The 14,165-nt window shown below is 68.6% G+C and carries 14 protein-coding genes; 8 read left to right on the top strand and 6 right to left on the bottom strand.

Annotated elements, in window-relative coordinates; translation table 11 throughout:
* The first annotated feature begins 171 nt into the window (after nucleotides 1–171).
* Complete coding sequence (locus ACWCO2_RS20780; protein ID WP_450129395.1) at nucleotides 172–594, top strand: peptidase inhibitor family I36 protein; 423 nt, start codon at nucleotides 172–174, stop codon at nucleotides 592–594.
* A gap of 26 nt (nucleotides 595–620) precedes the next feature.
* Here the strand turns inward: ACWCO2_RS20780 and ACWCO2_RS20775 are convergent, their stop codons facing one another.
* The 4 genes from ACWCO2_RS20775 to ACWCO2_RS20760 are packed head-to-tail and all read right to left on the bottom strand — an operon-like array spanning nucleotide 621 to nucleotide 4,875.
* Nucleotides 621–1,724 (bottom strand): glycosyltransferase family 4 protein, encoded by a 1,104-nt coding sequence (locus tag ACWCO2_RS20775; RefSeq protein WP_450129394.1) that lies wholly within the window; start codon nucleotides 1,722–1,724, stop codon nucleotides 621–623.
* Between the two features lie 50 nt (nucleotides 1,725–1,774).
* A complete protein-coding gene (locus ACWCO2_RS20770) occupies nucleotides 1,775–2,698 on the bottom strand; it encodes an alpha/beta fold hydrolase (protein ID WP_450129393.1) in 924 nt (307 codons plus the stop codon).
* Nucleotides 2,699–2,707: 9 nt separating this feature from the next.
* Nucleotides 2,708–3,937, bottom strand: a complete 1,230-nt coding sequence (locus tag ACWCO2_RS20765) for a glycosyltransferase (protein WP_450129392.1) — start codon at nucleotides 3,935–3,937, stop codon at nucleotides 2,708–2,710.
* Complete coding sequence (locus ACWCO2_RS20760) at nucleotides 3,934–4,875, bottom strand: hypothetical protein (RefSeq protein ID WP_450129391.1); 942 nt, start codon at nucleotides 4,873–4,875, stop codon at nucleotides 3,934–3,936. The genes ACWCO2_RS20765 and ACWCO2_RS20760 overlap by 4 nt, the downstream gene beginning before the upstream one ends.
* Before the next feature lie 946 nt (nucleotides 4,876–5,821).
* Between ACWCO2_RS20760 and ACWCO2_RS20755 the strand changes: the two genes are divergently transcribed.
* Nucleotides 5,822–6,904 (top strand): copper resistance D family protein, encoded by a 1,083-nt coding sequence (locus ACWCO2_RS20755; protein WP_450129390.1) that lies wholly within the window; start codon nucleotides 5,822–5,824, stop codon nucleotides 6,902–6,904.
* Here the strand turns inward: ACWCO2_RS20755 and ACWCO2_RS20750 are convergent.
* Nucleotides 6,859–7,998 carry a hypothetical protein gene (locus tag ACWCO2_RS20750; protein ID WP_450129389.1) on the bottom strand — a complete coding sequence of 380 codons (1,140 nt, stop codon included), beginning with the start codon at nucleotides 7,996–7,998 and terminating at the stop codon, nucleotides 6,859–6,861. The two genes, ACWCO2_RS20755 and ACWCO2_RS20750, sit on opposite strands and share 46 nt — an antisense overlap.
* Before the next feature lie 172 nt (nucleotides 7,999–8,170).
* Complete coding sequence (locus tag ACWCO2_RS20745) at nucleotides 8,171–8,953, bottom strand: GH25 family lysozyme (protein WP_450129388.1); 783 nt, start codon at nucleotides 8,951–8,953, stop codon at nucleotides 8,171–8,173.
* Nucleotides 8,954–9,325: 372 nt separating this feature from the next.
* Here ACWCO2_RS20745 and ACWCO2_RS20740 point away from each other — a divergent pair, with 372 nt between their 5' ends.
* The 6 genes from ACWCO2_RS20740 to ACWCO2_RS20715 all read left to right on the top strand — a co-directional run bounded on the left by ACWCO2_RS20740 (nucleotide 9,326) and on the right by ACWCO2_RS20715 (nucleotide 14,163).
* On the top strand, nucleotides 9,326–10,030 hold the full coding sequence (locus tag ACWCO2_RS20740; RefSeq protein WP_450129387.1) for a DUF4232 domain-containing protein: 705 nt from the start codon (nucleotides 9,326–9,328) through the stop codon (nucleotides 10,028–10,030).
* Between the two features lie 73 nt (nucleotides 10,031–10,103).
* Nucleotides 10,104–10,907, top strand: coding sequence for an alpha/beta hydrolase (locus ACWCO2_RS20735; protein WP_450129386.1), 804 nt, complete (start codon nucleotides 10,104–10,106; stop codon nucleotides 10,905–10,907).
* A gap of 309 nt (nucleotides 10,908–11,216) precedes the next feature.
* The gene (locus ACWCO2_RS20730; protein WP_450129385.1) at nucleotides 11,217–12,074 is read left to right on the top strand and encodes a serine hydrolase domain-containing protein; all 858 of its coding nucleotides are present in this window, start codon (nucleotides 11,217–11,219) and stop codon (nucleotides 12,072–12,074) included.
* Between the two features lie 273 nt (nucleotides 12,075–12,347).
* The gene (locus tag ACWCO2_RS20725) at nucleotides 12,348–12,695 is read left to right on the top strand and encodes a PRC-barrel domain-containing protein (RefSeq protein ID WP_450129384.1); all 348 of its coding nucleotides are present in this window, start codon (nucleotides 12,348–12,350) and stop codon (nucleotides 12,693–12,695) included.
* 53 nt (nucleotides 12,696–12,748) lie between these two features.
* The gene (locus ACWCO2_RS20720; protein ID WP_450129383.1) at nucleotides 12,749–13,564 is read left to right on the top strand and encodes a hypothetical protein; all 816 of its coding nucleotides are present in this window, start codon (nucleotides 12,749–12,751) and stop codon (nucleotides 13,562–13,564) included.
* 338 nt (nucleotides 13,565–13,902) lie between these two features.
* On the top strand, nucleotides 13,903–14,163 hold the full coding sequence (locus tag ACWCO2_RS20715; protein ID WP_450129382.1) for a hypothetical protein: 261 nt from the start codon (nucleotides 13,903–13,905) through the stop codon (nucleotides 14,161–14,163).
* Nucleotides 14,164–14,165: the final 2 nt, after the last annotated feature.

The following is a 14,165-nucleotide window of genomic DNA, read 5'->3' as shown; positions in this document are numbered from 1 at the left end:
CGGTTCCCGCGCCGATGCGGCCGCCAAAACCGGACAGACGGCGAAAACCACCCGGTCGGGGTGTATCCAGCTTATTTGCTGGCGCTCCGATCCGGACTTCGAGAATCTTGGTCTCAGTCGGCCCAATCCGGCCGCAATCTCCTGATTTTCCTAGCTAGGAAGGACTTTCGCATGTCTGCTTCCATCTCCACCTCCTCGAACCGCCCCGCAGCGCGCTCGCCCTGGGCCGTGCGAGTAGTTCTCGCCGCGTTGCTGGCCATCACGGCCGGACTGCTCGGCGCCAACCACGCGCAGGCCTCCACGACACCGGAAAACCCTTGTCCCGAGGGCAATTTCTGCGTGTGGAACGAGGAGAATCACGCTGGTCAGCGGCACGACATCAGCGTCAACGACTCAACCTTCGCGATGGAGCAATGCGTCCCGCTGGCGCAGGAAGGCGAAGCACTGTCCTTTGTGAACAACACTGGACATCACGTCACCGTGTACCAGGACCAGCACTGCGACACCGAGGGCGACTTCGCGACCTACCCACCCGGCTCGCAGGCGCCGAAGTCGACCTACGTGCCCCGCGCCATCAAGGTCTGGTCGCACTGAGAGAGCGCTGAGCCGGCCCCGACGGTTCAGCGAGTCAGGATCAGGTCCCGCATCAGCTCCAGCAGTCGTTCGGCGGAGTTTGCCCAGGTGAACTCCGCCGCCTGACCGCGAGCCGCGGCCACCAGGCCGGCACGAACCCGGGCATCTTCCACCCGGCGCACCGCAGCGGCGAAGTCCCTCGACGACCCCGGGTCGAAGAACTCCGCGTGGCCACCGGTGACCTCGTGGAAGATCTCCAGATCGCTGCAGACCACCGGCGTCCCCGCGTTCATCGCCTCGATGATCGGCAGTCCGAACCCCTCGTCCCTAGAAGCGGTGACCAGCGCGCTGGCCCGACCGAGCAGCCGCTGGTAGTCGCTTTCCCCGATGCCCCGCCAGAAAACCACATCCGAGTCCGGCGGCAGCTGCGCCCGGAGCTCCGCTTCCCGCTGCGGCGCGATCCGGCTGACCAGGTGCAGCCGATACCCAGGAAGGAGCGCCATGCCCGCGACAAGGGTTTCCACGTTCTTGTACGGCATGAACGAACCCATGTACACGAGTTCGCGAGGTCCGCCCGCGGATTCCCCGGCCGCGTCCGGCTCTTCCGCCAGTGCTGCGATGTCTTCGGGCATCGGTGACGGTGCATTGTGGACGACCGTGACCGGACGCCGGGTGAGCCGGTGCTCGGCGATGAGTTTGCGCGTCGTCTCGCTGACCGTGACCACCGCATCGGCCCGGTTCAACATGACGCGCTGCGGCCAGAAAGCCTTGTGGTACAGCCGCCACGCGACGCGAACCGGCAGCGGCAGAAAGCCCGGCGGCTCCGGGTGCCGGTAGTAGATCAGGTCGTGCAGCGTGAGAACCAGCCGGTACTTGCGGCGGAATCCCCCGATCACCTGCAACGGGCTGAACACCACGTCGGCTCCGAGCCGGTTCAGAGTGCGCGACAACCACAGCTCGCGCGGCGAGAACGGGCTGTTGACCTTCAGGTGCGGAACACCCTCCGGCAGCAACCGCAACTGCCGCTCGTCGTGGATCAACATCGTCACCGGATGGAGGTGGTGCAGTGCTTCGATCAGGCTCGCCCCGTAGCGGCTGATCCCGTCGTGCTGATCGGTGCGCGTCCAGCGCGCGTCGACGACGACGTTCATCGTCCCGCTCCGACCCGCAGGCCGCTCAGCAGTGTTTATCGCAGGGCTGTTCATGCTGCTCCGAGGAAGCGCTGGATCGCTTCTGCTGCCGGCCCCGGCGTTTCGTAGTGCACCAGGTGTCCGACGTTCGGGATCACCACGAGCTCGGCATCGGACATCCGGGTGGCCAGCGCTCGCTGGCCCGGCAGCGGTGCGATCTCGTCGGATTCCCCGGCGATCAGCAGGGTCGGCAAGTGGATGTCGTCGGCGTGGTCGATGACGGTGTGCGTCGTCGAGGCCACGAAGGTCTCGCTGACCAGGGCCGGGCTGTGGAAGCGGCTGAAGTAGCGCAAGTGGTTGCTGTCTATGAACTCGCGCAGCTGCTTGTCCTTGGTCCGCGTCATCGCCCGACTGGCAGCCAGCACCACCCAGCGGTTGCTCAGCAGCGAGTGCCCGGCCCGGATCGGCAGTCGCCTGCCCAGCGTGTAGTAGGCGGAGGTCAACCTGGACAGCAGCACCCGCGGCCCGCGCAAGGCCGGAGTAGCGATCGGGTTGATCAGCACCAGCTTGCTGATGAGCTCGGGTCTGGTAGCAGCCACCTGGGACGCGACGATCGAGCCGAACGAATGTCCGAGCAGCACGACCGGACGCTCGCGGCCGTCGATCCGCTCGATCAGCTCGGTGATCACGTGCGCGTAGCCGGCGACGTCGTGGCGCTTCCCGGTCATCGGCCCGGAGTCCCCGAATCCGGGCAAGTCGGGAATGACCACCCGGTGGTCGGGCAACCCCGCGGTGATGAGTTCCAAGCCGTGGTGGGTGCCCCGCAACCCGTGCACCATCAGCACGGTGTCGGCCGCTTCAGAGCGGTCGGCACCGGCGAGGTCAACACCGGGCTGGAGGTCGGCATCGGCGAGATCGTCGTGGTAGGTCCAGTAGTGCACGTCAGCGCCGCTGATGCGCGCCACCTGCTCCACGGGGTGGAGTTCCGGGGTCACCACGGCGGCTCAGCTCGCCAGTTCGGTGCGGATCTCGTCGAGCTCGACAGCACCCTCCGGGTCGATCACGTGGTGGTAGATCGTCTCGAACCGGCCGAGGATCTCGTCGATGTCGTGCCGGGATACCAGCTGCTCGCTGGCCTTGCCCATCCGGTCGATCGTGGCGCGGTCGACCAGCACGTCCTCGATGGCGCGGGCCAGCGCGTGCACGTCGCGCGGCGGGTACAGCCAACCGTTCTGGCCCGGCTGCACGAGGTGCGGCAGCGCCATGGCGTTGGCCAGCACGACCGGGGTTCTGGCCGACATGGCTTCCATGGTGGCGAGGCTCTGCAGCTCGGCGATGCTGGGCATGCAGAACAGATCAGCACGGGCGTAGGCCTCCAGCAACTCCTCCTCGTCGAGGTAGCCGTGGAACTGGACCTGGTCGGCGATGCCGAGCTCGGCAGCGAGCTGCTCGAAGGCCGCGCGCCGGCTGCCGTTGCCGACGATCTCCAGCCGCGTCGGGACCTTGGTGCGCAGCAGCGACATCGCGCGCAGCAGGTCGTCGATGTGCTTCTCCTCGTCGAGGCGCCCGACGAAGAGCACGGTCCGGGTCTCCGGGTCGGGGTTCTCGGCGCGGTAGCGCTCGGCGGGCTGTCGGTACCGCTCGACGTCGATGCCGCAGGAGACCGGGAACGCCGCGTCGGTGAACCCGTTGTCCTGCAGCAGCTGGACGGCGCGGGGCGTGGGTGCGGTGACCAGCTGCGCCTTGCCGTAGTGCTTGATCAGGTTGTGCCACAGCAGCCGACCGGCGGCGTCCTGCAGGAACTGCGGGACCTTGATGTAGCCGAAGATGTTCTCCGGCATGAAGTGGTTGGTCGCCACCAGCGGCAGATTCCGCTGCCGGGCCGAGTTGATCAGTCCGCGGCAGATGAAGAAGTGCGACTGAACGTGCACGACGTCGGGCTGGATCTCGGCCAGCAGCCGGTCGGCCTGGCGGGCCTGCCACGGCATGATGCCGCGGATCGACGGGTGGAAAGGAGAGCCGTAGGAGGGCACGCGGTGCACCGTCACGCCGTCCTCGACCTCGAGGTGTTCGGCGCGGTCGTCCGAGTGGCAGATGACGTGCACGTCGTGGCCGCGGGCGGCCAGCCCGGTCGCCAACCGGTGGCCGAAGATCGCCGCCCCGTTCACGTGGGGCGGGTAGGTGGTCGCGCCGACCACGATCCGCAGCGGTCGGCTGTGCGGTTGCGAAGTCAAGGGGAACTCCCGTCAGGACGATCTGTCGAACTCGGTCCGGCAAGATCACTGCTGCCGGTCACCGGAGCGGGCACGCGCCGCTCCTCGGTTTCTGGGTGGTAGCGCGCGAGCGCGAAAACCCCGATGCAGGCCACCACCGCGCAGAGGACCTGGCCGGTGGCAGTCCAGGCGCTGACGTGGTCGGCTTCGCCGAGCAGCCCGATGCCCAGGCCGACCGCGACGAGCGGGTCGATCACGGTCAAGCAGGCCATCACCAGGTCCGGTGGGCCGCTGGCGTAGCCGTGCTGCAGCAGCCAGCCGCCCACGACCATCGCCACGGCGATGCCGAGAAGTGGAAGGGGGTTGATGTCCAGCAGGTCGCTCGTGCCCAGCTGCTGCGCGACGGCGCGCATCAGCAGCGACACGTACCCGTAGGCGATCGCGCACCCGGCCGCGAAGAAGATGCAGCGCACCTTCGACCGGGTCAGCACGGCCAGCACACCCACCGCCAGGACACCGGCGGCGACCAGCTGGGTGGCCGCCAGCTGCACGTCACCGGTCACCGGGGTGGCGGTCGCGCTACCGGCGGCGAGGAAGACGAACGAGGCGACACCACCGGTGGCCGCGAGCACCGCGAGCAGGACGCTGGGGCTCAGGTCGCGGACCCGGATGCCCTGCTGACGGCTGTTGAGCAGCACGGTGGTCGGCAAGGCCAGCACACCGACCGGCTGCACCACGCTGAGCGGAGCGAGGCCGAGCGCGCAGGCGTGCAGCAGGGCGCCGGTGCCGAGGCAGCCGAGCCCGGTGAGCCAGCGCGGGTTACGGACGAGCCTGGACTGGACCCGCAGGCCCAGCCCGCTGCCATCCATCGTGTCGTGGACCGCGGCGTGCTGCATCCGCGCCCCGACCGCATTCCCGAGGGCGCCAAGGGCAGCGAGCAACACCGCGAGCGCAGTCATCTCGAACCACGCCCAGTCGCCGGATCGGGGCAGTGCTGCACGACCGCGTCAGCCCTCTTGAGCAGGATGCGGGAACGTTCGACTACCGAACACCCTAGTCGGCGACCCATGTCACGTCCTGCTGTCGAGCCTCGCGGCGTCCGCCGCGCCGGCTTGCTGCCCGCGTCGGGACCCGCCGCCGACGGTTCCCGCCTTCGCTGTCCGTCCACACCGCTCAATCTCGCGTTTCGCGGGACCGACTCACATCCGGGGTCGGACCCCCAATTTCCCTGAGACCCTCCAGGCTCGCACTTCGCGACACCGCAGGTGCCACTGGGCCAAGACTCCCGGCGAACGTTGCAGAAATAGCTGCTGACCAGGCGAAACGCGATTCCTTCCCGAGCCCGGGGGCGCCTCCGGAAAACCCCGTCGGAACCCCGACTCGAACACCGGCCGATGCGGTGCGGAACGAAATTGCAGCGCCCCGTGAAACACCGGACGAATAAGCCTGCGCCGAGCCGGTGAACGAAAGCCGACGACTCGGCGAATCGAGCGGGAAGAACCGCGCAGGTTCCGGAATCGCTTCGCCCACGCACGGTCGAGGTGCGCCGGGCGCGCCCCCCGCGTGCGCTGTCGCGCTGGCCGCCGGATACACGCGCTCGACTCTAGAACAACGATGCTGAGGACATTGCCAGCAACACAAACCCGTCCGGCCCGGCGTCCGCGTGAACGGTCGAACCGGCAAACCAGACGAATGGAACAGGCCCCCGAAAAACCTTCCCGAACTGGGAAATCACCCAATTTGAAGATCAACTTCTGGCGACGAACACGGTGACCGAGACGACACTTCGACAACATCACCCCATCGATCACGGAAATGCGCACCGAAACAATTCAGTCACGACCAGTGATCGCCTTCGCCGTCCAACCCGGAATGGCCGCTCGACCGGGTGAGATGATGGCTGTCGTGGCTGCCGATTCCGATGCCGTTGCCCGTTCGAAGCGAACCGCCGAACCGGATCGTCCTGGCAACCCCGAAGATCGCAGCGCAGTCCGGGAGAAGACCGCGGTGGTGCTCGCCCTGGTCGGCGGCGCGCTGCTCGCCGCTCTGATCACCACCATCTACACCGCAGTGGGCACGATCCCCGGGCTGCCCGATCCGCCGTCGCTGGTGCGCTTCGGCCTGCCCACCGCGCGGGTCGTGCTGGACCTGGCCGCGCTGGCCACGGTCGGTCTGAGCCTGCTGCCGAAGCTGCTCGGCTTCAACCGCCCGAAGCAGACCGAGCCGATCATGACCCTGGCCCGCCGGGCCACCGTGATGACGGCGTTGATCTGGATGCTCGCCGCTCTGGTGTCCCTGGTGCTGCAGGCCTCGGAGCTGAGCCCGGACCGCGAGGTGACCGTCCAGCTGCTGGTGGACTACGTCGCGAACGTCCCGGCCGGTCCGGGCCTGCTCGCCAGCGCCGGCGCCGGACTGGCGTGCGCGGTGCTGGGCTTCCTGGCCATCCGGTTCGGCGAGTCAGTGCCCGCCGAGCTGCGCACCATCGTCGCCCTGCTCGGCCTGCTGCCGATGCCGCTGACCGGCCACGCCACGGACTGGCGGTACCACGACTTCAGCATGATCTCGATGGAGCTGCACGTGATCGGTGCGGCCATGTGGACCGGCGGCCTGGCCGCCGTCGCGCTGTTCGTCGCACCCCGTCGCGGACTGCTGGCGGAGGCACTGCCGCGCTTCTCCAAGCTCGCCACCATCGCCTTCGTCGTGGTCGGCGCATCGGGCCTGTTCAACGGCCTGATGACGCTGGTCATCACGCCGAACGTCGGCCTGCTCGGCCTGGTCACCACCGGCTACGGCCAGATCATCGTGGCGAAGATGATCTGCCTGGTGGCGCTGGGCGTGATCGCGGCGCAGATGCGCTTCCGCCTGCTGCCCCGCATCGCCCGCCACCAGCGCACCGCGCTCCTCGGCTGGGCCGCCGCCGAGGTCGCGGTGATGGGCGTGGCCTACGGACTGGGCGTGGTGCTCTCCCGCGCTCCGGTCATCGTCTGAGCCCTCGCGAGCAGCTGCTGCCCGCGTTCGGTGCCGAGCAGGAACTGGAACAACCACCACAGCCCGGCGAACAGCACGACCACGTACAGCGCCGTCGAGTAGTCAGCGGGCGGCGCGGCCAGGTAGGTCTGCTGCAACGACAGCGCCGCGTACGACACCGCGGTCACAGCCACCGCACCGACCACCGGCTGAATCCGAGCCGTCAGCTGGAACGACAGGTCGATCGCGACGGCCCCGGCGAGCACGAAGAACGGCACGGCCGAGATCGGGAAGTCAGCCGCGGCCAGCAATCCCCAAGCAACGCAGCGAAACGCCAGGTAACCAGCGGCGATGGTGGTCGCAGTCCACTTTCGCCCGACCAGTCGCCGCGCCAGCAGCAGCGTGCCGAGCCCGGTGAGCACCGCCCACGTCGGGTACACCCAGTCCGGCACCGGCAGCGTGAAGTGCTCTACGGCGAGCCGGTCCAGCGGTCGCCCCAGGTCGTCGGCGGCGAACTGCAGCAGGCTGTCCTCGGCGTAAGGCGTGCCGCGGTCCCACGCGGCCAACCCCAGCACGCCGTACTCCTGGTGCTGGTTCAGGAACATGAAGTTGTCCAGCACCGTGAACCACAAGAAGCAGGTGACCGCGTACGAATACCGGTCACCGCCGCCGTAGCGCGCCCAGCCGCGGATCAGCCCGATGCTCATCAACCCGGTGCCGATGTAGAGCAGCGCGTGCGACGGGCTCCACGCGGTGATGTCCAGGCCGTTGATCCGGTGGTTGATCACGTCCAGCGGCGCGGCCACCAGGAAGACGCCGAGCCCCCACTGCATCCAGCGCAGCGTGGCGCGGTCGGCACCGATCCCGGTGTAGGTGTGGAAGACCACCAGGCCCACCACGATCACGGTGCCGACCGTGTTGATCAGGTGCGGCGGCGCGAGGTCGTCGCGCAACCACTTGAAGTGCCAGCAGATGTCCCAGGTCGCACCCAAGGTCTTGAGGATCATCGCGACGATCCACCAGCGGTAGAGCGCGACCACGAGCTGCTCGGGGGCGTCCCGTCCCGGCTCACCGCGAGTCCAGTGGCTGCGGACCAGCTCCGTCGTCCCCGCCATCGCGTTCACCTCCGCCTCGCGCGATGTTCAAGCGAAGACGGTAGTCCGATCCGATCGCGAAAGTCGGGCTTCGGCGTACCCGGCAGTAACGGTTTGGAATACCCGCCGGCCACGATCTCAGTGCGGCGCCAGGCGCATGACCCACCTACGGCGCTTGCACCGCCGCGGGTTCTCAGCGCGGAATCTTCAGCACCTGGCCGACGTAGATCAGATCCGGGTTGCTGATCCCGTTGACCCGGGCGATCTCCCGCCAGTCCACGCCGAGCTTCTGGCCGATCCCGGACAGCGTGTCGCCCGGCTGCACCACGTAGGTCTCCGGCGCGGGCGGAGGCGGCGGCGCCCCGGCCCCGGTTAGCACCTCCAGCGGTACCAGCGAGACGTTCAGGTCGGTGTTGCCGCCGATGCCCGGCACCTGCCCGTCGGAGGCGTGCTGGTGGATCGCCACCCGGTCGGTCAGGTAGCCCGGTTCGCCCGGCGGGCGGCCGTAGTGAGCGACCCACAGGAACACCCCGGGGTCCACCCAGGTGTCGGTGGCGAGCTTCTCCTGGAACCACGACGTCGAGGCGTACACGACGACCTCGTTGCGGCCGGTGTGCCCGCGGATGGCGTTGATGAAGCCCTTGACCCAGGCGCCCAGGTTCGGCGCGTCGGTCTCGATGTCCAGGCACGGCGGCAGGTTCCCGGCCGCACTGGAGTTGAGCCGCCCGAGCTGCGCGGCGAAATCGGCCGCGTCCTGCTCCGGGGAATTCGTGTCCGGGCGTGCGAAGTGGTAGAGCCCGGTGACCATCCCCGCACCGCGGGCGCCGGCCAACTGCCCGTCCAGCGTCGGACTCACATATCCGATGCCTTCAGTCGCTTTGATGTAGCTGAAGACGTATCCGGCGCCGCGAACCGCACCCCAATCCGGTTCCCCCTGATATCGCGCTACGTCCACGCCGGGAATGCGTTCGGCCATGTCAAACCCCCTGAGTTCAGCCTGCTAGCGGGCCCAAAGATATCGAAGTGGCACAAACCCGCAGTCCCGCCGTTCAGGTGAATATCACCACCCAGTCGGGCTACCGGAAAAGAGAATCTCTCAATTCGCGAACCGGCAATTCCGCCCATCGAGTAATAGCGCCTCACTGAATGCACCCGATCAGCCCATCCGCGGCGGACCGCAGTTCAACCCCGCGGAGTAGCTCCGCTCTCAACTCGCACAGCTCGTGAAGGCGGAGAATCGGGAATCGGGAATTGGTGGGCAACCCTCCCGCCCGCCAAGCGTCTACACAACAGCAGAGCAGTTACCGACGGACCCCGCCGCGCAGGGTGGGGACGGGAGGTGGTCGTGATGACCGCGCATCGACTGCGGAACATCGGATTGCGGACGCTCCAGGCATCCGGCGCCCTGCTGGCCGCCGGGCTGATGGCGGCCTGCAGCCAGACACCCCAGACAGGCAAGGTCATAGCCGCACCCATCGCGCCCCCCCAGCCACCCGCAGCGGCCCTGGACCTGCAGCAACCCGCCGCCGAGACGCCGGACGCCCCGCAGGCCGAGAACCCCCGGCCGAGCCCGGCGACCTCCGACACCCCGACCGCTCAGGCGCCTCCGAAGAAGCAGGAGCCGCAGGTCAGCAAGGTCACGCGCTGCCACACGTCGATGCTCAACGGCTCGTTGCAGAACGCCGATGCCGGCGCCGGACAGCGCTACGCCGAGCTGACGCTGACCAACAACAGCGGTGAGACCTGCACCCTGTACGGCTACGGCGGAATGCAGCTGGTCGACTCCTCCGGTCGCGCGCTGCCGACCAACGCCGAGCGCACCCCGAACCCCGGTCCGTCCATGATCAGCCTGGCCCCGGGCGCCTCGGCCAGCGCCACGCTGCACTGGACCGTCGTCCCGAGCGAGGGCGAGCCGACCGACGGGCAGTGCGAGCCCACCCCGTCCCGCCTCCAGGTCATCCCGCCCGACGAGACCGACCCGCTCCCGGTCGCCTGGAACTCCGGCCCGGTCTGCGGCGGCGGAACCATCAACGGCAGCGCATACCACCAGTGACGCCGTCGGCGCGTCTCTGACGAAACGCGACAGGGGTTTGGCTTGGCTCGATCAAATGTGCTGTGGTGGCAGCATGATCGAGCCAACGGATCGAGAGATCATCGGACGTCACGGCAACCTGGTGGTGCGGGAGTGGGCCGCGACCAACCCGGGCTGGATCGCACTGATCGCGCACGGGTACGGCGAGCACTCCGGCCGCTACCAGTGGGTCGCCGAGCAACTCGTGTCCGCCCGCGCGCAGGTCTACGCGCCTGACCACATCGGGCACGGGCGTTCGGAGGGCGAGCGGGTCCACTTCGCCGACGCCGAGTCGCTCGTGGCCGATCTGGAGACGCTGCGCCAGCAGGTCACCGCCGAGCACCCCGGCCTCCCGGTCGTCCTCATCGGACATTCGATGGGCGGGATGCTCGCCGCCCGCTACGCGCAGGAGCACCAGGAGCACCTCGCCGCGGTCGTGCTCTCGGGTCCGGTCGTGGGCACCTGGCACGTGCTGGACCTGCTCGAGCACGACGAAATCCCGGACACCCCGATCGACCCCTCGACGCTGTCCCGCGACTCCGCCACCGGCGCGTCCTACGTCGCGGACCCGCTGGTCTGGCACGGCCCGTTCAAGCGCCCGACGCTGCAGGCGATCGACAATTGCCTGCTGGCCATCAACGAGGGCCCGGCGATCGACAAGCCGACCCTGTGGGTCCACGGCGAGGACGACGAACTGGTCCCGGAAGCCGACACGCGCACGGGCATCGACCGCATCCGCGGCCACGAGTTCCACGAGCACATCTACCCGGGCGGCCGCCACGAGCTGTTCAACGAAACCAACAAGGACGAGGTCATGACTGATGTCCTCACCTTCATCGGCCGCGAGCTCAACTCCTAAGACGGTCTCCGGTGGCTGATGTGCACGCCACCTCGCCCTGACGGCGACAAGACCGGAGGTTCGGTGTGGAGTTGGATGCAGTGACGTCGCGGCCCGACCAGGAGGTCCTGGAGCAGAGCGATCGGCCCGTCGATCCCTGGGAGGGAGTCGACGAAGCGGCACTGGCGCGGGCGGTCCGTGCGCAGGCGGCGCGGCCGGTGCCCGGCGTCGAGGACATGGCGTCGTACCTCACCGCCCAGGTGTCGGACGCCGCGCACCGCGAGGTGGTGGGCCCGCTCCTGGACGGGCAGGGGGGCCAGTGGTGTCGTGGTGCGACGCGGCACGGTCATCGCCGCGTGGGGCGAACCGACGCGTGCGGAGATGGCATTCAGCGCCACCAAGAGCGTGCTGTCGCTGGTGGGCGGCGTCGCGTTCGACGACGGGACGTTGCGCCTGGACGAACCGGTGTCACGGTCGGTGGACCTGCCCCAGTTCGGTGACGCCCACGGGCGTGCGATCACCTGGCGCCACCTCCTCGACCAGACCAGCCAGTGGGAGGGCGAGTTGTGGGGCAAGCCGACATGGGTGGACGCGCAGAGCACGCGTGAGGGCACCGAGTCGGGGGGCGGGCCTCCCGGCGAGGGCTGGGCCTACAACGACGTCCGCGTCAACCTCACGGCACTGGCGCTCACGGTCCTGTTCGGCCGCGCCCTTCCGGACGTGCTGCGCGCACGCGTCATGACGGTGATCGGAGCCTCCGATGACTGGTCCTGGCACGGCTACCGGAACTCGACGGTCGATCTCGACGGCACCCGGGTGCCGGTGGTTTCCGGCGGCGCGCACTGGGGCGGCGGCCTGTGGATCAGCGCCCTGGACCTGGCCCGGATCGGCCATCTCTGCCTGCACGGCGGAGTGTGGGGCGGGCGGCGTGTCCTCTCGCACCGCTGGATCGAGGAACTGTGGGCGCCCTGCCCCGTCAAGCCCAACTACGGCCTGTCGTGGTGGCTCAATGGCGACCGCTCCGTATGGCCCCAGGCACCGCACACCGGCCGCTGCGCCCGCGGCAACGCGGGCAGCCACCTGCTGTGGGTGGACCCGGCACGCGAGCTGGTGATCGTCTCGCGCTGGGGCGCGGAGGTCGAGCGCCTCCTGGTCGATGTGTCGGAGGCGGTGCCGCCGGTCGTTTGACGGCCACGCCAAGGCGCATCTGACGGGTCATGGCCCGCAGGTACAGGCACAGAACCGGTACTCGTGAGCGGCTAACGCCGCTTCAAAGCCCAAGACGAGGAACATTCAGTACTACTAGTCCACGCAGATAATCTCGATCATTACTCGATCGGGTGAGGCGTGTCGCTTGCGCGGTTGCAGGTCCACTGTGGCGCGGGGAGCTTGAAGGGGCCGACGGGGGTCGGCCGGCGGACGGACTTCCCGCCCGGGCGGGGTGGATCGAGTGAGGCAGCCATGGACGTGGAGCGCGCTCAGGACCTGATCGGCACACCGGTTTTCGACCGCAACGGCTCGCGGGTCGGCCGGGTCGGCAACGTCTACGTCGACGACGCGACGCAGCAACCGGAATGGGTCACCGTCCGGATCGGACTGCTCGGCGTCAAGGAGACCTTCGCGCCGCTCACCGGCGCGAGCACCGAGGAGAACCGGCTCGATCTCGGCGTGGACAAGGACCGGGTGAAAAACGCTCCCCAGGTCGAGGCCGAGCACGGCCACCTCTCCCCGGAGGAAGGCCGCGACCTCTACCACTACTACGGCGTCGACCAGAGCGACACCGAGCAGTTCGAGGAGCCGCCGGAGTGATCCCGCAGCCGAATTGATCCGCCCCCTTGCCGGTGCGGGACAATTCGACTGCGATGAAGAACAACAACGAGCTCGAGCTGCTGATCACCGTGGTCGTCGGGGCCGATGACGAGCGTTCGGCGCGCACGGCCTGCCGCGAGCTGGTGCAGAACGTGGGTGGCCGGGTCGTGGCGTCCGGCGACTGCTCCGACGAGGAACCGGGCTGCTGGTCGGTCACCATCAGCCGGGACTGCGCGGAGACCGGGCAGCACGTGGCCGGGCTGTCACGCGCGGTGCGCAACTTCCTGCGCGAGCTCGGCCCGGATTACGCCCGCCACCGGGTGGCCTGCGAACCACCGACGGCGTGGACCGTGGTGGACCACCCCGAGCTGGTGGGCGCGCTGGTCAGCGGCGGGGAACGCCTGCTGGTCGAGGTCTGGGCGGGCGATTCGCTGATGTTCGGTCGCGCCGAGACCGTCGACCCCGACGAGCCACCCGCACCGACCGCTCCGGTGGTTGCCGAACGGGACGAGCACGGCCGGACGCGGCCCCGGCTGGCGCTAGTGGTGGATGTCGTCACCGATCGCCGCGCGGGCGCGGAGTGGCCTGCGCGCGCAGTGGCCAGTCGCCTGTCGCGCACCGCTGACGTCGTCGAGTACTCGGTCGAACCGCCGGTAGTGCGGGTTTCGCTGGACCTCGGCCCGGCAGTCGGCAAACCTGCGGAGATAGTCCAAGGCGCGGTGTCGACCCTCGGCGGCAACGGCTGGTCCCGCATGTCGACCGACGAATCGGGCGCGACCGCGCGGTGGTCCGCGGCACCGATGCCTCCGTCAGGCGTCTCCGCGATCGAGGTCACCGCGAAATCCACAGTAGACGCCGACCGGATCTGACCCGGATCCGTCAACCTCGTTTCACGTAGCGGGATTTCGACGCCGAACGCGGAGGTGCACCCGAAAGCGCCTCCGATGCCCAGCGCCCCGAGGCGTCTCGCGCCGCGCCCACGGCGCCGACCAGCGCGAAGGCTCACATGTCCGATTTCCGTTGGAAGCACGGCAAATGCGGAACCCCCTCAGCTTTCGTCACCCCGTCGAGTGATCACCTGTGTAAGTCATCACCCACCGCGATCAAACTGTGATCAACTCCATGGCCCTGCCTGCGCCGCCGGACGAGCGAGCGGTTAACTTGTGCACCATTACAGCACCGCCACCCTCGGAGGACCGGACCCAAAATGGCAGGCGTGGAAGAAGTTCGCGCAGGCATTTCGCTGGCCAACCAGAAGATGCAGGAGGGCATCGCCGCCCTGCAACAAGCGAACCTCGTCCTGGAAGAGGCCCAAGCCGCACTCGTCTCCGCCACCCAGGGCAGCGCTCAGGAGGACATGCAGCACGCGCACGGCATGCTCGCCGAGACGATGCAGATGGTCAGCGGCGCGCAGGGCTCCATCCAGGCCACGATGTCCTCCGCCGAGGCGTACGCGGGTCGGCTGTAGCG

Source organism: Saccharopolyspora sp. NPDC002376, from assembly GCF_053593195.1.
Note: the sequence above shows the minus strand (reverse complement) of the source record. Positions and strands in the feature narration are given on the sequence as shown.